The sequence below is a fragment of the Tessaracoccus aquimaris genome (assembly GCF_001997345.1).
GTDB lineage: Bacteria > Actinomycetota > Actinomycetes > Propionibacteriales > Propionibacteriaceae > Arachnia > Arachnia aquimaris.
The window spans coordinates 1111181-1128950 of sequence record NZ_CP019606.1 but is presented as its reverse complement, the minus strand read 5'-3'; the positions used below and the strand labels follow the sequence as shown (position 1 = coordinate 1128950).

The window sequence follows — 17770 nt, the reverse complement described above, 5'->3', positions numbered from 1 at the left end:
CCCGACCGTGCAACCACGGAGGCTTCGACAAGCTCAGCCAACGTCGCCGACGCGCACGCGACCCTCGGAGGCTTCGACAATCTCAGCCAACAGTTCACGCCGTTCCCTGAGCCGGGCGCCTGCGCCCGAGTCGAAGGGTCCGCAACCAAGAACTCACCGACCGGTGCCAGACCGTGCACCCTCGGAGGCTTCGACAAGCTCAGCCAACGTCGCCGATGCGCAACGCGACCCTCGGAGGCATCGACAAGCCCAGCCAACGGTTCGGCGCCGTTCCCTGAGCCGGGCGCCTGCGCCCGAGTCGAAGGGTCCGCAACCGTCGTCACACGCCGCAGAAGAGCATCGCCCGCCAGCGCGGCCTAGTTGCTGAACAGTGCGGCCCCGGTCGACACGTCGGCGCCGATCACGTCAGAGGTGATGGTGTCGGGCGCCTGGTCCATCAGGACGACGATCACGGTGCGATCCATGGCGGGATCGGTCAGCGTCGCGGGATCCCACGACACGATGGGCGTGCCTTCGGTCACGTCCTGGCCCTGTTCGGCGAGCACCTCGAACAGGCGTCCCTCGAGGCGGACGGTGTTGATGCCGACGTGCACGAGCACCCCGACCGCGCCGTCGACCAGCAGGATGAAGGCGTGCGGGTCGACCTTCAGGAGTTTGCCGTCGGCCGGCGCGACCACGGTCTGCATGCCGTCGGGTGGCACGATTCCGACGCCTGGACCCACCAACTGCCCGGAGAACGTCGGGTCGTCGACGTCTGCCAAGGCGATGACCCGACCGTCGCACGGAGCGTAAACCTGCATCTGTTCTCCCAACCTCATCGTTGTGTTTTCAGACCTTATCGTGCCGCTATCAAGCGGCGCACACCGCCGGCACCGTCCTCGGTCGGCCACAGCCCGATCAGGTCGGCGAAGCTGTCCACATCGACGGGCACGACGCCACCGTGGCCGAGGGCTAGCTTGACGTCTCGACGCGACGGCGCGGCGGTCACGCCGGTGCGTATCGTCCCATCGGGTGCGACGCCTTCGAGGGGATCGGGCATCGACGTCCACCACCTAGACAAGGAGTTCAGAACACGTGAGGGGCAAACCCACCCAAACGCCACTCGCCTCCCGCCTGATGCCATGTCCGATAAGCAACATTATGTCATTATGCGAACCGGTTGTGTGTCAGGGTGCGCCTCTCCCGCTTCCAGGCCGAGTCCGTCGCCAAGGACCAACCGTGGCCCCTCCTAGACTCTCGCCCATGCGCAACCTTGCTTGGGACGGTTACCGCAACGCCCGCGACCTCGGAGGGCTACCGACACCGGCGTCGAAGACCGGCGCCACGGTCTTTGGCCGGGTCGCACGCGGACCTCGTCGCGAACTGTTGACCGAGACGGGATGGCAGGACGCCCAGCGCTGGGGCCTCGCCACGGTTGTCGACCTGCGATGTGCCCACGAGATCGGTCCTCGGGCGGGAGATCCTGTCGTCGACGCCAGAGCATCCGCTGCCGTATCCATCGTGAATGCCCCGACCGAGGACCAGGACAACCCGGAGTTTCGCGAGACCTGCTTCCCGATCCTGGACTCGCCTGAGTACTGGCGGCATAACTGGCGAATCCTGCCGGACCTCGTTCTCGGCGCGTTGAGCGCGATCGCCGCAGCCCCCACGGGAATCCTCGTTCAGTGCAGCGCAGGACGTGACCGGACCGGCATGATCAGCACGCTTCTTCTGAGCAATGCGGGTGTCGACCCGGCAGATGTCGCCGACGACTACGCCGAGTCGGTCAGGGCCATGGCAGGCACGCTGACCCACTCCCCAACGGCAGACCGGCAGTCCACCTGGGGGCCGGATGACGTGACCGCAAGATCGCCCCCGTACCAACCGATGATCCAAGGATCCTGCGCTGGTCCGAGTTCATGAAGGCCGGCGCGCGGCCGCGTCCGTACGAACGCTCGACAGGCGTGGACGACAGCGCGGTGGTCCTCTTCAGCGGCGGCACGAGCAGCCTGCCGAAGGGCATCGAGCTGTCGAGCGCCAACTTCAACGCGCTCGCCGTCTCGATGGGTGCCATCACGGGATTCTCGGCAGGCGAGTCGGTCCTGGCGATCCTTCCCGTCTTCCACGGCTTCGGGCTCGGACTCTGCGTCCACACGGCGCTCACGGTCGGGGCCCACTCGATCCTGGTTCCTGAGTTCAGCGCCGCCATCTACATCGACAACCTCCTCAAGTACTCGCCGTCGTTCATCGCGGGAGTGCCGACGCTCTTCCAGGCGTTGCTGCAGCACCCCAAGTTCGCGAAGGTGCGCTTCGACACCCTGCGTGGCGCCTACTGCGGTGGCGACAGCCTGACCAGCAGCCTGAAGCATCGTTTCGACGCCGCCATGCAGTCGCAGGGCGGAACCGTCGAACTGATGGAGGGCTACGGGTTGACCGAGTGCGTCACGGCCTGCACCGTGTCCCCCGCCGACAACTACCGGGAGGACTCGATCGGCATCCCGATCCCCGGCATGCGGCTCAAGGTCGTCGACGCTGACACCGCCGAAGACCTGCCCCCGGGCGGCGAGGGCGAGCTGTGCGTCACCGGTCCCACCCTGATGCTCGGGTACCTGAACGATCCCGAGGCGACAGAGGTGACGCTGCGCACCCACCGGGACGGGTTGCTGTGGCTCCACACCGGAGACATCGGGACGATGGACGAGGACGGCTTCTTCTACTTCAAGGGCCGCCAGAAGCGCATCATCAAGGTCTCCGGCGTCTCGGTCTTCCCCGCGCAGGTCGAGCAGGTGCTCGAGGCACACCCGGGTGTCCACAGGGCGTGCGTGATCGGCACCCCCGACGAGTACCAGATGACCTCCGTCAAGGCCTTCGTCGTACCGGGCGGCGGCCAGACCGACACCCCGAGTTCCGCGCAGACCTGGCGGCTCACTGCCGCAGGCACCTGATGAAGTGGGCCGTGCCGAGGGGGGTCGAGTTCCGCACCGAGCTGCCCACCACCCTGGTCGGCAAGATCGCCTACACCCAACTCGAGCAGGAGGAGTCGGCCAGCCTGTCCGGGGCGGCCTCCGACGAAGGGCGTCCCGGTCCCGGTTGAGGCGTCCCGCCCCACTCCCCGATACGGCGTCCAGGGCCGGCTCTCCACACCGCCTCGCGGGCGGACAGCGCCTCCCGCCCGCAATTAGGCATTCGGCCCCACATGTCGCCGGCCGGCGCTAGCGTTGTCCCGTGCGCCGACCGGCGCTAGTGATTTCGTGAAGGAGTTCACATCCATGTCTGAGATTCAGGACATCCTCAACCAGCTTCCCATCGACCAGCTCGCGCAGCAGGTCGGCGCGAGCCCCGACGAGGTCGAGAGTGCCGTGCGTCAGGCCGTCCCGGCGCTGCTGATGGGCATGGACGCCAACGTCCAGGACCCCGCCGGAGCCGACTCGCTGCTCGGCGCCCTCGGGCAGCACTCCCCCGGCCTCATCGCCGACGGCGTTGACGTCTCGCAGATCGACCAGGCCGACGGCCAGAAGATCACCGCCAACATCTTCGGCTCCAACGAGGACGCTGTCGTCAGCCAGCTCGGCGGCGCGGGCGGCGGCGGCGCGCTCATCAAGAAGCTGATGCCGATCCTGGCCCCCATCGTGATGGCCTGGCTCGCCAATAAGCTCATGAAGGTCGACCAGGGACAGGGCCAGCCGCAGACGCAGTCCGCCGGCGGCGGTGGCATCCTCGGCGACATCCTGGGCCAGGTGCTCGGCGGCGGCTCAAGCGCCCCCGCGACCCCCACCTCGACGACACAGTCGGGCGGCGTGTTCAAGGACCAGGCGGGCCCGGCGGCCGACTCGTCCACTCCCCAGATGCAGTTCCCCGACCAGTCGCAGCAGACCCAGCAGCAGGAGTCGTCCGACCCGGGTCTGGGCGGCGGCATCCTCGGCCAGATCCTCGGCGGCCTGCTCGGCGGCGGAAAGCGCTAGTCACAGCCCAAGTCGACGGAGGGCGTCCCGCATCGCGGGGCGCCCTTCTTCGCGCCCCGAGGGCGCTAGCCTTGACCGGGTCCGATGGAGGTGACAGTGGCGCGAGGAACCGACACCCAACTGCTCGAGCAGGAGCAGTGGCTGCGCGCCAACGGGCTGCCGCTGGTCGTGCCGCCCGCCAGGCGCCTGCGTGGCCTGATTCCCCGGACGGTTCCGCTGCTGGTCACGTTCGCGTTCCTGGCGATCGGGCTGGTGATGGTCGATGCGGCGGTGGCCGATGAGGGGAGCGTCGAACTCCTGGACGTCCTGCGACGACCGGCGCAGCGCACCACCCTGATCGTCGCGGGCATCGTGTTCCTGCTCGCCATCCCGCTCGGCATGGGTTACGCCTGGCTGCAGCGGCGCATGACTCCCCTGCTCCGGCTGATCGTCGGGGTCGTCATCATCGTCTTCTGGCTCGGCGGCCTGAGCCTCATCGCGGCCCTCACGCACGCCACCGGCGGCCTGCACATCGACATCGTCAGCCGCCTGCTGCTGCTCCTGCTCGCCGCGCTGATCGGCTTCTACGGGTTGGGCAACATGCTCCGTTGGGCGGGAAAGCGGGGCGCCAAGGAGTTGACGGTGACCGTTCCGGCTGTCGCACGGATCCTGCCGCTGCTGCTGCTGACCGTCCTGCTGGTGTTCTTCACCAACGAGTTGTGGCAGTTGGCCGGCACCATGACGCAGCCGCGCATGACGCTCCTCGCCGCGTTCCTGATCCTGATGATCGTGCTGATCGTGCTGCCCGCCACGTTTGACATGATCGACGACGAGAAGGACGACGACACGGAGGAACCGCTGCTTGAGGCGACCCCGTTCAGCGGCCTGCAGGCGCGCCGTTCGAAGCTGTCCTCTGGTGAGAGGTTCAACCTGATCGCCGTGTCCATGACGGTGCAGTTCGTGCAGATCACCATGTTTGTCGCCGTCACGTTCGCCGTCTTCGCGGTCTTCGGGGCGATCTCGCTGACCGACGAGTTGATCGCCACCTGGACGGGCGAGGCGGCGCGCGACCTGGTCATCCTTGGCGTCAGGATGCCGATGGAGGCACACATGTTCCGGGTGTGCATGATCCTGGCGCTGTTCAGCGGCATCTCGTTCGCCGCGTCGACGCTGCAGGACTCCATGTACCGGACGCTGTTCCTCGACCGGGTCGCCGAGGATGTGCACCGCAACCTGGCGGCGCGGCACCGCTACCGCGCGACCCTGGTCGCGCACGGCACCGCGCCGCAGCGCTGGTTGAGCCTGGCCGACGACGACTGACGCGTCTGCCCGCGGCCTACTCGAACGGGGTCGGGTCGCCAGCGCCGAGCCGCTCGATGACGGGCTCGTCGCCGGTCAGGTCGACGACCGTTGTCAGCTCGGTTCCCGCGTCCCCGGAGTCGAGGACCGCGTCGATCTGGTTGTCGAGTTCCTCCTTGATGGCCCACCCGTCGGTGAGCGGCTCGTCGACGCCGGGCAAAAGCAGCGTCGACGACATCAGCGGGGCACCGATGGTCTCCAACAGCGCGAGCGTCGTGCGGTGATCGGGAATCCGGACGCCGACCGTGCGCTTCTTCGGGTGCTGCATCACCTTCGGCACCTCGCGGGTCGCCTTGAGGATGAACGTGTACGGCCCCGGCGTGGCCGCCTTCACTGCACGGAAGATCCAGTTGTCCATCTCGACGAACTGGCCGAGCTTGGCGAACTCGTCGACGACGAGCGTGAAGTGGTGTTTGTCGCTCAACTGGCGGATCTTGCGGATCCTCTCCAGCGCCTCGCCGTTGCCGAGCATGCAGCCGAACGCGAAGCCGAGGTCGGTCGGGTACGCGATCAGTCCGCCGCCCTCCAGGATCCGGGCGACCTGGTTCAGGGCGCGGGGCTGCGGGTTGACGGGATGGACATCGAAGTATTGAGCCATCGCTCAAGGCTAGTCCAGCCCGGCCCCCAGTTACAGGAGCGCGCTCGACAAGGCCGCGACCTCGTCGTCGGAGAGCGCCAGCGACATGGCCAGCGCCGAGTCGGTGATCGACTCCGGCCTGGACGCGCCGGGGATCGGGATGACGTGGCTTCCGAGCGCCAACTCCCAGGCAAGGGTGACCTGCTGGACGCTGACGCCATGCGCCTCGGCGACGCTCAGGATCGCCGGGAACCTCTCCCCCAACCGCTTCGCGCCGCCGCCGGTGCCGCCGAGCGGCGACCAGGGCAGGAACGCGACCCGGTTCTTACCGCAGTACTCCAGTTCGTCCTTGGAGGTGTGGTTGAACCTGGGCGAGAACTCGTTCTGCACTGCGGCGAGGCCCGATTCCCCCAGCACGTCGACGGCGATCTCGATTTCTTCGACGTTCGCGTTGGAGACGCCGATCTCCGCGACGAGGCCCTCCTGCTTCAGCACGGCGAGGTTCTCGATCGCCTGCGAGTAGAGGATGGAACGGTCGGGACGGTGCAGGTAGAGCAGGTCGAGGGTGTCGACGCGGAGGTTCCGCAGCGAGGCCTCGACGCGGCCGCGGAGGTAGTCGAGCGTGGCGTTGCGGCCCCAGGTCTCGCCCGCTCCGCGTGTGATGCCCGCCTTGGTGGCGATCACGATCGGCTCCCTGTCGCCTGACCAGCCCGCAAGCGCCTCGCCGACAAGCGCCTCGTTGTGCCCCATGGCGTCCCAGGACGGCGCGTAGATGTCGGCCGTGTCGATCAGGGTGATGCCCGCGTCGAGGGCCGCGTGCACCGTCGCGATGCCCTGCTCGCGCTCGGGGACCGGCGAGTCGCTCATGGACACGGGCATGGCGCCGTAGCCGATCGCGGAGACGGTGAACTGGCCGAGCCTGCGCTGTGGTGTGGTCATGAAACCCCACCCTACTTGCCCCGCAGCGGGTCCACGGGCGAGGTTCGCTCAGCGGTGACGTCGAGGCTGCCAGGGATGAACGGCAGCGTCACGTCCGAGAGCCGAACGGCGCAGGTGAGCCGAACCGACACGACCCCGTACTGCCCGACGGGCCGCGACGCCTGCGCGGCGTCGATTTCGACGGTGGTGGCGTCGCATGCCAGGCCGCGGCGCTGCATGGCCGCGTCGACCGCGTCTGAGGCGGCCGCCCGCGCCCGCGTGCTCGAGCGCTCCAGGGAGGCGGCGCGTGCACCTGCCGCGGCGGCCGCGCCGATGTGCTGGTCGGCCAGGGCGAGCCGGGCGAGGCTGATCAGCAGGCCGATGAACAACACGATGGCGGGCAGCACGACGGCGGCCTCGACGGAGATCGCGAGGCCGCGTTGGTCGCGCCTGGTTCGCCTCGGCCGCCGTGTCACGATCCCGTCAGCCTCTCGTTGGGAACCACGACGGTCCTGCTGATCCGTCCGGGCCATAGAACCGCGTTGCTGGTGCCGGACACCGTCACCGTCGAACCGCCCGCCCGGCGCTCGACCGAGACCCACACGTCGGACAGCGCCCCTCCCCAGCGGCCTCCTGCGCCGCTAGCCTGCCGTCCGACTCGGTGCCACCATGGACCGCGGTGACGGCCGCCCCGTGTTCTGCTGCTGCGAGCGCGACGGCGTCGGCCCAGGCGAGCATCGACCACTGGACAAGCAGCAGGAAGATCCCGAGCGCCGCGGGCAGCAGGATCACCGCCTGCACCGATCCGCTCATCCCCCGTTGCCGCCCCATCGCGCCATCTTCGCAACCAAACGGCCTCGCCGGAGCGATTTGGTCAGGTCTGTGGACAGCCACTGCCTCGGCCCCCCATGGGCCCAGGGCGGCGCGGTGCAATAGGCTGGGGCCGACGCGCGTCCCGCGTCGGAGAATTCATGAAAGGACACTCATGGTCAAGAAGGTAGCCATCCTCACGGCCGGCGGCTTCGCCCCCTGCCTTTCCGCCGCGATCGGTGGGCTCATCGAGCGCTACACCCAGGTCGCTCCGGAAGTAGAGATCATTGCCTACCGCCACGGGTACCAGGGCCTGCTGAAGGGCGACTTCCTCGTCGTCGACGACACCGTCCGCGCCAACGCCGGCCTGCTCGACAAGTTCGGTGGCTCGCCCATCGGCAACTCGCGCGTCAAGCTCACCAACGCCAAGGACCTCGTCAAGCGGGGCCTGGTCGCCGAGGGTGACAACCCGCTCAAGGTCGCCGCGGACCGCCTCGTCGCCGACGGCGTCGACGTTCTACACACCATCGGTGGCGACGACACCAACACCACCGCCGCCGACCTCGCCGCCTACCTGGCCGAGCACGACTACGGCCTGACCGTGGTGGGGCTGCCGAAGACGATCGACAACGACGTGATCCCGATCCGTCAGTCGCTGGGCGCCTGGACCGCCGCCGAGCAGGGCGCGATCTTCGCCGAGAACGTCGTGGCAGAGCACAACTCCGGCTCCCGGATGCTGATCGTGCACGAGGTCATGGGTCGCCACTGCGGTTGGCTAACCGCAGCCACGGCCCAGAAGTACCGCGAGTGGGTCGAGGGTCAGCAGTGGCTGCCCGAGATCGGCCTCTCCAAGGCCGCGTGGGACATCCACGGCGTCTACGTGCCCGAGGGCGAGATCAACCTCGCCAAGGAGTCGGAGCGCCTCAACGCGATCATGGACGAGGTCGGCAACGTGACGATCTTCCTGTCCGAGGGCGCAGGCCTCGACGCGATCGTCGCTGAGATGGAGGCCGCGGGCGAAGAGGTCCCCCGCGATCCGTTCGGCCACGTCCGCATCGACCAGATCAACCCCGGCAAGTGGTTCGGCTCGAAGTTCGCCGAGAAGCTCAACGCCGAGAAGGTGCTGATCCAGAAGTCGGGCTACTTCGCCCGCTCCGCCGCGGCCAACGACGCCGACCTGGCGCTCATCAAGCAGTGCACCGACCTCGCGGTCGACTCGGCCCTGCGCGGCGAGCCCGGCGTGATCGGCCAGGACGAGGAGAACGGCGACGTGCTCACGGCCATCGCTTTCGACCGGATCAAGGGCGGCAAGCCGTTCGACATCGATCAGCAGTGGTACAAGGACCTGCTGGCCTCCATCGGCCAGGAGTTCCCGAACAGGATCGCCGCTCACTGACCTGAGCAACCGACGCCGGTCGCCCCGTAGGGGGGCGGCCGGCGTCGCTGCGTTCGCGCTGGTTGAGCCGAGGCGACGCTGGTTGAGCCGACGGCCGGGCCCCGCTGGTTGAGCCGACCGTCGGGGCGTAGCCCCGCGCGCGTCGCGTCGAAACCTCCCGCACCCGAACGCAGTCCCTGCCCCGCTGGTTGAGCCGACCGTCGGGGCGAAGCCCCGCGCGCGTCGCGTCGAAACCTCCCGCACCCGAACGCAGTCCCTGCCCCACCCCACGAAGATTTCGACGCAGCGGCGGGCGACTGCGTCGCCGCGGCTCGCTCAATCAACGGGTCCGTCGCCGCGGCTGGCCCGCTGGTTGAGCCGACCGTCGGGGCGAAGCCCCTCGCGCGTCGCGTCGAAACCTCCCGCACCCGAACGCAGTCCCTGCCCCACCCCACGAGGATTTCGACGCAGCAGCGGGCGACTGCGTCGCCGCGGCTGGCTCAATCAACGGATCCGTCGCCGCGGCTGGTCCCAATCAACCGGGCCGTCGCCGCGGCTGGCCCGCTGGTTGAGCCGACCGTCGGGGCGAAGCCCCGCGCGTCGCGTCGAAACCTCCGGCACCCGAACGCAGTCCCTTGCCCCATCTCACGAGGATTTCGACGCAGCAGCGGGCGACTACATCGCCGCGGCTGGCTCAATCAGCAGCTTCCTGCCCCATCTCACGAGGATTTCGACGCAGCAGCGGGCGACTACGTCGCCGCGGCTGGCTCGATCAGCGGCGGGTGAAGATCTTCTTGGCGATCGCGACGATCAGCGCGCCGACGCCGAGGCCGGTTGCCGCTCCGACGCCGTAGCCGAGGCCCAGGTTGATCCGCATCCCTCGGGCCGCGACCTTCTGGCGCACGAACTCCCCCTCGGGTTCCGGCAGCGTCTGGTCGGCGCCCCGCAGGTCGTCGAGCGACTTCGTCGCGGCCCACCGGCCAGGCACGACCGGCTGAGGCTTCGGCGCCACCACTACCGGCGGCTCGACCTCCCCCGCGGCCTTCTTCGCCTCGGCGTCCAGCCGCTCCTGCTTCTCAGCGATCCGCTTCGCCCGCTCCTCGCGCCACTCGTCCGAGGAGCCGACCCATGCCGCCGCCATCAGGATGATGGTCGCGATGATGTTGAACAGCAGCATCAACACGATGGCCGAGCCGAAGATCCCTGCCGCCCGGTTTCCAGACAGCAGCCCGACCAGCCGGCCCGCCAACTGCTGGATCGCCGTCAGCGCGACCGCGCCGATCAGCGTCCCCACCAGCCACGGCCGGGGCCGCGCTGGCTGGTTCGGCATCACGATGAACAGGAAGGCCATCAGGATCCAGCTCGCCACGAACGACAACCCGATGGCGAGCAGCGCGAACAGGAAGCCGATGCCTGGCACCTCCGACCAGCCGAGCCAGTCGAGCACGGTGCGGGAGAAGGTGCTGCCGATCGTCGCGACGCCGACGCTGAAGACGATGCACACCAGCAGCCCCACGAAGGTCAGCAGGTTGAGGCCCAACTCGACGAAGAAGTTCTTCTTCTCCGCGGCGTCCTCGAAGTCCTTTGACCACATCACGCGGATCGCCCGCTTGAGGTTGCCGACCCAGTTGGAGCCGGAGTAGGCCGCCGTCAACAGGGCGACGACGCCGACAGAGGCCCAGCCTTGGAACAGGCCGACGACGGCGTCCTTGATCTCCTTCGACATCTTCGCGTCGGTGAGGCCCTTCTCGATGTAGTCGAGCACGACGTCCATCAGTTCGGGGCGGATCACCGTCAGGGTCATGCCGAGGGCCGCGAACGAGAACATCAGGATCGGCACCATGGAAAGCACCGAGAAGTAGGTGATGCCCGCCGCGAACTGCGGGCCGAGGCGCGAGTTGTAGCGGTCGTTGGCCGCCAGCGCGTGCGCGACGGCTGGCTTGTTCATCACCCGGTCGATCCAGTCCTTCACGACCCCGACCCTACCGGGAGAGATGTGTCAGACGGCGCGGGCGCGGCGACGCGCGGCGAGCTCGTCGCCAGGATGGGGCTCCTCGACGGCGGTGCGCTCCCCGGCAGCGAAGACAGCGTGCCCTCAAGCTCGCGCCAGACGCTGCTGACGGAGATCATGAACATGCCCTGGCCGCCGCGGGTCAGGTCGAACAGTTCGTTCGCGGAGGTGACCTCATAGACGCTGAAACCGTCGCTGACCAGCGTCAGCTCGGTGAGGTCGTCGACGCCGCGGGCGTTGAGGTGGTCGATGGCGACGCGGATCTGCTGCAGCGAGATGCCGACGTCGAGGAAGCGCTTCACGACCCGCAGCAGCAGGATGTCGCGGAAGGAGTAGAGGCGTTGGGTTCCGGATCCCTCGGCGTTGCGGATCGACGGAACCACGAGCCCCGTGCGGGCCCAGTAGTCGAGTTGGCGGTAGGTGATGCCCGCGACGCGGTGCGCGATGGGGCCGCGGTAGCCGGTGTCGCTGGGCACGGGCGCGAAGTCACCGTCAAAGAGCACCTCTTGCAGCGCTGGCTTTTCGGACACTGTGCCTCACTTCATCTCTACTCGCCGGGGAAGCCGACCCCCTGACGCTAACCTCCGGCGTGCTTCAGGGTCAACGACACGCCCAAGCCAAACCCGAAACGCGGGCCGCCATTTCACCCGATGGGGCGTTGGGTACCCGAACTCCCGACGGCCATTCGCGGTTGACTACGGGTTATCATCCTCGAAGTCGTCCGCGTTCACGCTGTCGAGGAACGCCCTGAAAGCCTCAACCTCGTCGGTCGACGCCGCCTCAACCTCAACCCCGACTTGATCCATCAGTTCCTTGGGGCACTGGATCGGCCACCCGAGACGCAGGGCCACGGCCACGCAGTCGCTGGGCCGGGCGTCGATGATGTTGCCTCCGGCGTGCAGTTCGGCCTCGTAGACGCCCTCGTCCATCCCGGAGATGAGCACGAGGCCCATGTCGGGCTCGACAAGGGTCAGCACGGCGGCCAGCAGGTCGTGCGTCATCGGGCGCTCCGGCACCTCGTCCTCCAGCGCGGCGGCGATCGCGGCCGCCTCCTGGTTGCCGATCCAGATGGGCAGGCAGCGGGTTCCGTCCTGCTCGCGCAGCAGCAGCACGGGTGGGTCCTCAGGGGTCAGCAGCCTGATGCCGATGACGTCGAGTCCGATCATGAATCCAAACTTAGCTCAGTGGATCTGGCCGTGCAGCAGCCCGGCGTGCGCCTGCATGACGACGCGGTACAGGTCCGCCACGACCTCGGGCGGCGGGCCGGTGCGGCGCCGGTACTGTTCGAGCGCCTGTTCGACCAGGGCGGCCTCCATGGTGGCGGCCTGCTGCAGCACGCGCATCTGCCGAAGGTCGACGCCGTAACTGGCGAGCCGGCGCGCGGCGGCGGCGATCGCAACGGCCTCCTGGCCGTACAACTGGGAGCCTCGACGCGGCTGGATGATGCGCAGCCGCTCGAGTTGGATCAGCGCGGCCTCCCCCAGCCCCGAATCGTCGAGGACCTGACGGCGGGTCATCAGGGACTGTCCGCCGCCGTGCCCCCTCGGCGCCTGGCGGGGCTCCGGGGCAGGTTCCTCTTCGGTGGGGGTGTGCGCGGGGAGCTGTTCGCCGCGGTCGAGGGCCTCGAGTTCCTCGCGGATGACCTTCAGAGGCAGGTAGCGGTCGCGTTGCGCACGCAGCACGTACAGCAGTCGGTCGACGTCCTCCTGGCTGAACCGGCGGTAGCCGGACGGCTGCTGCCGATCGGGGGCGATGAGCCCTTCGGTCTCGAGATACCTCAGCTTTGATACGGAGATGTCGGGAAACTCTGGGCGGATCATCTCCAGTACGCGGCCGATGGTGCGCGCCGCGCCCGGCATCAGTTCGTTCCGGGCTCGCTCAGCGAGATGGTGGCGCGGTACTTGCCGATCTGAATCTCGTCGCCCTCCCGCAGCACCGTCCGGCCGTCGAGCAGCGTGCGGTTGACGTAGGTGCCGTTGAGGCTGCCGAGATCCTCGAGGTACAGCTTGCCCGCGCTGCGCACGAACTTGGCGTGGTGGCGGCTGACGGTGATGTCGTCGAGGAAGATGTCGGACTCCGGGTGGCGACCGCCATTCGTGATATCGGCGTCGATCAGGAAGCGGTTCGAGTCGCCGGGGCCACGGTTGACGATCAACAGCGCGTTGCCTGGGGCGAGTTCCTTGACGGCCTCGAGTTCCTGGTCGGTGAGTTCGACGGACTCCCGCTCGTCGGAGGCGACCGGGATCATCGTGGTGGTGTCGCCGGTCGGGTCAGTGAGCGAAGTCCCGCACACACTGCAGAAGCGCGCCTCGGCAGGGCTCTCGGATCCACACTTGGGACACTTCATCATCTTCACTTCCTGGTCGGCATCGGCTGGAAATCGCGGTCCGCGTGCGGACAACGCTACCTGAGAGAACTTATCACCCGCCATCAAGCGGGCTAACGCGGACGGGCGAACTCGTTTTCGGGTGGCGTGACGGTGGTGGAGATCTCCACTGACTGGACCTGTTCGATGGTGACTGTTCCGCCGACCCGCTCGCCCTCGACCTCGCTGACGAGGCCGCCACGGAACCGCGCGCCCGCCTCGAGCGTCGCGGGGTCGCCGATGGCGTCGATCACGTAGGGGGCCTCAAGGACGGTGCCGTCGGCGGTGATCCGGCCCTGCTCGTCGGTCGAGAAGTAGGAGCGCATCACGAGTCGCACGGAGTCGTTGAGTTCGATCACCTCGGCGCCGGCGTCGCGCAGTTCCTCGATCGCGTCGAGGAGCAGTTCCGCGCTCACCCGGCCCTCAGGGTCGTTGATCTGGATCCGCACACCCGGCCCGACCGCAGGGACGGTGCCCGCGATGATCTGGGCCTGCTGTAGTCGACGCTCGGCCTCCTCGCGGGCTGCCTGGTCGCGATCCGCGCCGCTGATCAGCTCGTTGCGGGCATTCTCGAGGTCGCTGACCTCCCCCTCGAGTCGGCGGGTCTCCGCCGTCACGCTGTCGAGCAGTTGGATCAGGTCGGCCTGGCGGACGTTGGCGAACTCGGGCTGCGCGGCCTGCGAGCGGAGCGTCATCACGACGATCAGCGCGGTGAGGAACAACGCGACGCCGATGACGAACTGGCCTCGACTCGGCCTGAAGAAGGCCCGCAGCAGGCTCCCCTTCGGCGCGTCGACCGCGCGACGCGGCGCGTCCTCGTCCGCCTCGACCCCTGCGATGTCGGGCGTCTCGGGGGTCTCCCGCTCCGGCTCAGGCATGCAGCAGCGCCCTCCGGATGGCGGCGGCGTTGGTGAAGATGCGGATGCCGAGCACGACGACCACACCGGTCGACAGTTGCGAGCCGACCCCGATCTGGTCGCCGACGAAGACGATGAGGCCTGCGATGATGACGTTCGACAGGAACGAGACCAGGAATACCCGGTCGGAGAAGATGCCCTCAAGGTAGGCGCGGGTGCCGCCGAGGATGGCGTCGAAGGCCGCGACGATCGCGATGGGAAGGTAGGGGGCGAGCACGGGCGGCAGCGTCGGCTGCAGGATGATTCCGGCCACGATCCCCAGGATCAGGCCAAGCACGGCGAACACCGGTTCCCTCCTATCCTGGTTGCGCGTAGCGCAGGGTCATGCCCGCGTCGGAGGGAAGGTTGAGGTCCTTCTCAGCCTGCGAGATCGACATGGTCACACCGTAGTTCTGCGCCAGGAAGTGCCACCAGACGGCGCCCGGCGTCTCGTTGAATCTTGCCTGAAGGTTACTCGCATCCCCGATGACCTCAAGCCGGTAGGGCGGCGACAGCGACACGTAGTCGACGGTGATGGCTGCCCCTGCGGAGCGGATCGGTGTCAGCGTGGTGAGGCGCCGTCCGTTGATGGAGATCGCCTCGGCGCCGGCCTGCCACAGCCCGTTGACGAGCCTGGTGATGTCCCCGTCGAGGATCAGCCCCGTGGTGTTCTTCGCATCGGGCGCGTCGTTGACCACCACGACGATGCCCGGCCCGCTGACGGCCGAGGCGCCCGTTGCTGTCTCCAACTGTCGCAGTTGCTCGCGCTGGGCCGGATCGCCGAGGGCGTCCTGCCCCAGCGCTCGCACCTCGTCGTCGAGGCTGGCCGCACGGTCGGCCAGCTCGCCCTGCCTCTCCCGTGCCGCGCCGATCCGGTCGAGGAGTTCCTGGCGTTGGGTTGCGGCGGTGCCCGCCCCGCGGGTGGTTTGGAGCACGGCAAAGGTGAGCAGGATCGCCAGCAGCGCGACCGCCACCACGAGCACAGGTCGACTGGTGCGGCGATGCGTCGTCGAGCGGTACTCCGGTTCGAGCGCCCCCTCCGTCAAGTCGGTGAGGATGCTCATGCTCGCGTCAGGTCGCCTCGCCACGCCCAAGCCTCACAGCCTCGCGCACGTAGAGCAGGCCAGCCACCCAGTAGGCGACGGCGCCGACGCCGCCGAAGATCCAGCCGGCCCAATGCGCCCACACCCAGCCGAGCGAACTCGGTGAGCCGAGCAGGATCAGCGGCAGCGCGAGCAGGATCAGGAAAGTCCCCGTCTTGCCGATCCAGTTGACCGGGAGGGCAACCATGCCGTGCCTTTTCAACTGCGGCAAGGTGAGCGCGAGCATCACGTCGCGCGCGAGCAGCACGACCACGAACCAGATGGGCACGATGCCGCGCACCAGGAGCGCGACGACGGCCGCGAGGATGTAGAGGCGGTCGGCCACCGGGTCGAGCTTGGCGCCGAGCGCGGTGCGCTGCTTGAGGCGGCGCGCCAGGAAGCCGTCGACCCAGTCGGTCGCGCCGAACGCGGCGAGCAGGATCACGGCGGCCACGTCATGGCCGAGGATGATCAGGACGCTGAATGCGGGCACGGCAAGGAGCCGCACGAATGACACGACATTGGGGATGGTGAGCACGGCATCGGTGTCATACTCCTGCGGGGGTACGAGTTGGGCGTGCACATCACCAGACTAGGACATGTACGAAGTCCGGTGCCGCATCTGGGCCGCGCGTCGGTACGCGTCGATGACCCGAGGACCCACCACGTCCCAGCCGAACCGGGCGACGCTCCCCCATGCCACGGCAGCGTCGACCGGAGCGGCGAGGCGCCTCGCGACCAGGGTCGCAGCAGTCACCGGGTCTCCGACCGGGAAGAACGCGGCGACGTCGTCGCGGTCGGCGACCGCACGGAAGGAGGGCAGGTCGCTCGCCACGACGGCGGCCCCTCGGCTGAGCGCCTCGATCAGCACCATCCCGAACGACTCCCCGAACCGGTTTGGCGCCACCAGCACCGACGCAGCGGCGAGCCACTCCCCGACCGCGGCGTCGCTGAGGGCGCCGAGTTCACGCACGCCGTGGGCTCCACTTCCGCCGGGGCCGATGGCAACGAAGTCCGCGCCGTCGACGCGGCCGGCGATGTCGACGAACGTGTCGTAGCCCTTGCGTGGCTCGTTGAGCCTGCCGAGGAAGGCGACCACCGGTCGGCCGGCCGGGCGACCTGTCGGGGGCGGGGGCAGCGCGATCGCGTTGGGCACCACGTCCGGGGAGGCCCCGGTGACGCTGGAGACGAGGGCAGCGGCCGCGTCGGAGACGGCGAGCGTGACGCGCGGCGGCAGGGACGAGGCGCGTCGACGCAGCGCGGCGGCGACGAGCGGCGAGGCGGCGAAGGCCGCGTGGTGGGTGACGACAAGGGACTCCGCGCGCCGGGCGGCGGCGTACCCGATGCCGGGCGTCAGGGGTTCGTGGACGTGGACCACGTCGAACCCGCGCACGGCCTCGATGGCACTGCGGGCCTGGAGAGGGCTAAGCGCCAGGTGGGCGACGGAGCCGTTGAACGGCAGCGCCACGGATCCGCCGAGCCGGATGACGGGTACCCCGAGGTCGGCGTCGCCGGTTCCGGGGGCGATGACGGTCGCGTCGTGGCCCTCCTGTCGCAGCCAGCGGGCAAGCCCGAGGGCGTGCGTGGCGACACCGCCTGGCTGGTCGAGCGAGTAGGGGACGACGAGGGCGACCCTCACAGGAACTGCTTCCGAAGCATCAGCCAGTTCGTCGGCGACGCCTCGACGGCGGCGGCGAACTCGGAGACGACGCCCTGCATCATGTCGGCCGGGCGGCCCTGGGCGATCGGGTCGGAGACGGTGATGCGCAGCCTGCTGCCCTCGTAGCGGGCCGTCGCGACCCGCAGGTCGGCACCGGTGCGGCGGGCGAGCAGCGCTGGGCCTGCGGGCACCTTCACCGTCCCTGCCTTCCCCCACTGCGCCTCGATGCCGCGGCTCGACAGGTCGCGGTCGCTCAGCAGGCACACCAGTTTCCCGGCCCGGATGTCGTCGGCGAGGGCGCGCATCAGGTCGGGCTGGTCGACGGGGTAGATGTCCATGCCCATCCCCGCCCGTGCGTCGCGGAACAGGTCGTACAGGCCGGCCGGGAGGCGCTCTGCGACGGAGATGACCTTGATGCCGACCCGGGCGCACCAAGCCCCCGCGAAGTCCCAGGACCCCATGTGCGGCAGCGCGAGCACGAGGCCTGGGCCCGCCAGCGAGGTCCGGAGCTTGCCGAGGTCGGCGTCGGTGATGTCGACAACGCTGAGCACCTCGTCGTCGTCCCAACGCGCAAGGCTGAGCGACCACAGGTTGTTGCGGATCCACACCTCGACCAGCGCCCTGCGCTCGCGCCGCGTGATGGGCCGGCCGACGGCGCGCGCCGCGGTCTCCTCCCATGCCGTGACGGCGGGCAGCGGCAGCAGCGCGACCGCGGGGGCCAGGATTCTGGCGAGCGCGTCACCGACCCGTCGCGGGATGCGCCCGCCGACGGCCCACGCGAGGCCGATCAGCGACAT

At 68.9% G+C, this 17770-nt stretch carries 22 protein-coding genes and 1 pseudogene; 6 read left to right on the top strand and 17 right to left on the bottom strand.

What is annotated here, in order from left to right:
• Positions 1–356: 356 nt before the first annotated feature.
• Both BW730_RS05370 and BW730_RS05365 read right to left on the bottom strand, forming a co-directional pair.
• Complete coding sequence (locus tag BW730_RS05370) at positions 357–800, bottom strand: PTS sugar transporter subunit IIA (RefSeq protein WP_077685356.1); 444 nt, start codon at positions 798–800, stop codon at positions 357–359.
• Positions 801–835: 35 nt separating this feature from the next.
• Positions 836–1039, bottom strand: a complete 204-nt coding sequence (locus tag BW730_RS05365) for a hypothetical protein (RefSeq protein WP_077685355.1) — start codon at positions 1037–1039, stop codon at positions 836–838.
• A 203-nt stretch (positions 1040–1242) separates the two neighbouring features.
• Between BW730_RS05365 and BW730_RS05360 the strand changes: the two genes are divergently transcribed.
• The 5 genes from BW730_RS05360 (at position 1243) to BW730_RS05345 (ending at position 5240) form a co-directional block, all read left to right on the top strand.
• Positions 1243–1902 (top strand): tyrosine-protein phosphatase, encoded by a 660-nt coding sequence (locus BW730_RS05360; protein ID WP_077685354.1) that lies wholly within the window; start codon positions 1243–1245, stop codon positions 1900–1902.
• Positions 1903–1943: 41 nt separating this feature from the next.
• Positions 1944–2924, top strand: coding sequence for a class I adenylate-forming enzyme family protein (locus BW730_RS05355; RefSeq protein WP_158522481.1), 981 nt, complete (start codon positions 1944–1946; stop codon positions 2922–2924).
• Complete coding sequence (locus tag BW730_RS18435) at positions 2924–3073, top strand: hypothetical protein (protein WP_158522480.1); 150 nt, start codon at positions 2924–2926, stop codon at positions 3071–3073. The genes BW730_RS05355 and BW730_RS18435 overlap by 1 nt, the downstream gene beginning before the upstream one ends.
• A 175-nt stretch (positions 3074–3248) precedes the next feature.
• Positions 3249–3941 carry a DUF937 domain-containing protein gene (locus BW730_RS05350; RefSeq protein ID WP_077685352.1) on the top strand — a complete coding sequence of 231 codons (693 nt, stop codon included), beginning with the start codon at positions 3249–3251 and terminating at the stop codon, positions 3939–3941.
• A 96-nt stretch (positions 3942–4037) separates the two neighbouring features.
• Positions 4038–5240, top strand: a complete 1203-nt coding sequence (locus tag BW730_RS05345; protein WP_077685351.1) for a hypothetical protein — start codon at positions 4038–4040, stop codon at positions 5238–5240.
• 16 nt (positions 5241–5256) lie between these two features.
• On the opposite strand, the gene BW730_RS05340 is transcribed toward BW730_RS05345, so the two are convergent.
• From BW730_RS05340 to BW730_RS05325, 4 genes are all read right to left on the bottom strand, one after another.
• Complete coding sequence (locus BW730_RS05340) at positions 5257–5877, bottom strand: L-threonylcarbamoyladenylate synthase (protein ID WP_077685350.1); 621 nt, start codon at positions 5875–5877, stop codon at positions 5257–5259.
• Positions 5878–5907: 30 nt separating this feature from the next.
• A complete protein-coding gene (locus tag BW730_RS05335) occupies positions 5908–6795 on the bottom strand; it encodes an aldo/keto reductase (RefSeq protein ID WP_077685349.1) in 888 nt (295 codons plus the stop codon).
• Between the two features lie 11 nt (positions 6796–6806).
• Positions 6807–7250, bottom strand: a complete 444-nt coding sequence (locus BW730_RS18430; RefSeq protein ID WP_077685348.1) for a TadE/TadG family type IV pilus assembly protein — start codon at positions 7248–7250, stop codon at positions 6807–6809.
• An 85-nt stretch (positions 7251–7335) separates the two neighbouring features.
• Complete coding sequence (locus BW730_RS05325) at positions 7336–7605, bottom strand: hypothetical protein (protein ID WP_077685347.1); 270 nt, start codon at positions 7603–7605, stop codon at positions 7336–7338.
• 154 nt (positions 7606–7759) lie between these two features.
• Between BW730_RS05325 and BW730_RS05320 the strand changes: the two genes are divergently transcribed.
• On the top strand, positions 7760–8980 hold the full coding sequence (locus BW730_RS05320; protein WP_077685346.1) for a pyrophosphate--fructose-6-phosphate 1-phosphotransferase: 1221 nt from the start codon (positions 7760–7762) through the stop codon (positions 8978–8980).
• Positions 8981–9731: 751 nt separating this feature from the next.
• Here BW730_RS05320 and BW730_RS05315 read toward each other — a convergent pair.
• From BW730_RS05315 to BW730_RS05265, 11 genes and pseudogenes are all read right to left on the bottom strand, one after another.
• Complete coding sequence (locus BW730_RS05315) at positions 9732–10931, bottom strand: YhjD/YihY/BrkB family envelope integrity protein (RefSeq protein WP_077685345.1); 1200 nt, start codon at positions 10929–10931, stop codon at positions 9732–9734.
• 27 nt (positions 10932–10958) lie between these two features.
• Positions 10959–11500, bottom strand: a pseudogene (locus BW730_RS05310) (MerR family transcriptional regulator).
• 165 nt (positions 11501–11665) lie between these two features.
• Entirely contained in the window at positions 11666–12136 is a 471-nt protein-coding gene (locus BW730_RS05305) for a bifunctional nuclease family protein (RefSeq protein WP_077685343.1), read from the bottom strand.
• 15 nt (positions 12137–12151) lie between these two features.
• The gene (ftsR, locus tag BW730_RS05300) at positions 12152–12829 is read right to left on the bottom strand and encodes a transcriptional regulator FtsR (RefSeq protein WP_077685342.1); all 678 of its coding nucleotides are present in this window, start codon (positions 12827–12829) and stop codon (positions 12152–12154) included.
• Complete coding sequence (locus BW730_RS05295; protein ID WP_077687534.1) at positions 12829–13320, bottom strand: FHA domain-containing protein; 492 nt, start codon at positions 13318–13320, stop codon at positions 12829–12831. The genes ftsR and BW730_RS05295 overlap by 1 nt, the downstream gene beginning before the upstream one ends.
• A gap of 89 nt (positions 13321–13409) precedes the next feature.
• Positions 13410–14213, bottom strand: a complete 804-nt coding sequence (locus tag BW730_RS05290) for a DUF881 domain-containing protein (protein WP_077685341.1) — start codon at positions 14211–14213, stop codon at positions 13410–13412.
• Positions 14206–14538, bottom strand: coding sequence for a small basic family protein (locus tag BW730_RS05285; protein ID WP_077685340.1), 333 nt, complete (start codon positions 14536–14538; stop codon positions 14206–14208). Before BW730_RS05285 ends, BW730_RS05290 begins: the two co-directional genes overlap by 8 nt.
• A 10-nt stretch (positions 14539–14548) precedes the next feature.
• Complete coding sequence (locus tag BW730_RS05280; protein ID WP_145952735.1) at positions 14549–15319, bottom strand: DUF881 domain-containing protein; 771 nt, start codon at positions 15317–15319, stop codon at positions 14549–14551.
• Positions 15303–15896 (bottom strand): CDP-alcohol phosphatidyltransferase family protein, encoded by a 594-nt coding sequence (locus tag BW730_RS05275; RefSeq protein ID WP_077685338.1) that lies wholly within the window; start codon positions 15894–15896, stop codon positions 15303–15305. The genes BW730_RS05280 and BW730_RS05275 overlap by 17 nt, the downstream gene beginning before the upstream one ends.
• Positions 15897–15905: 9 nt before the next feature.
• Positions 15906–16952: a glycosyltransferase family 4 protein gene (locus BW730_RS05270; RefSeq protein ID WP_158522479.1), complete on the bottom strand. Its 1047-nt coding sequence runs from the start codon at positions 16950–16952 to the stop codon at positions 15906–15908.
• Positions 16949–17770, bottom strand: a complete 822-nt coding sequence (locus BW730_RS05265) for an LpxL/LpxP family acyltransferase (RefSeq protein WP_077685336.1) — start codon at positions 17768–17770, stop codon at positions 16949–16951. The genes BW730_RS05270 and BW730_RS05265 overlap by 4 nt, the downstream gene beginning before the upstream one ends.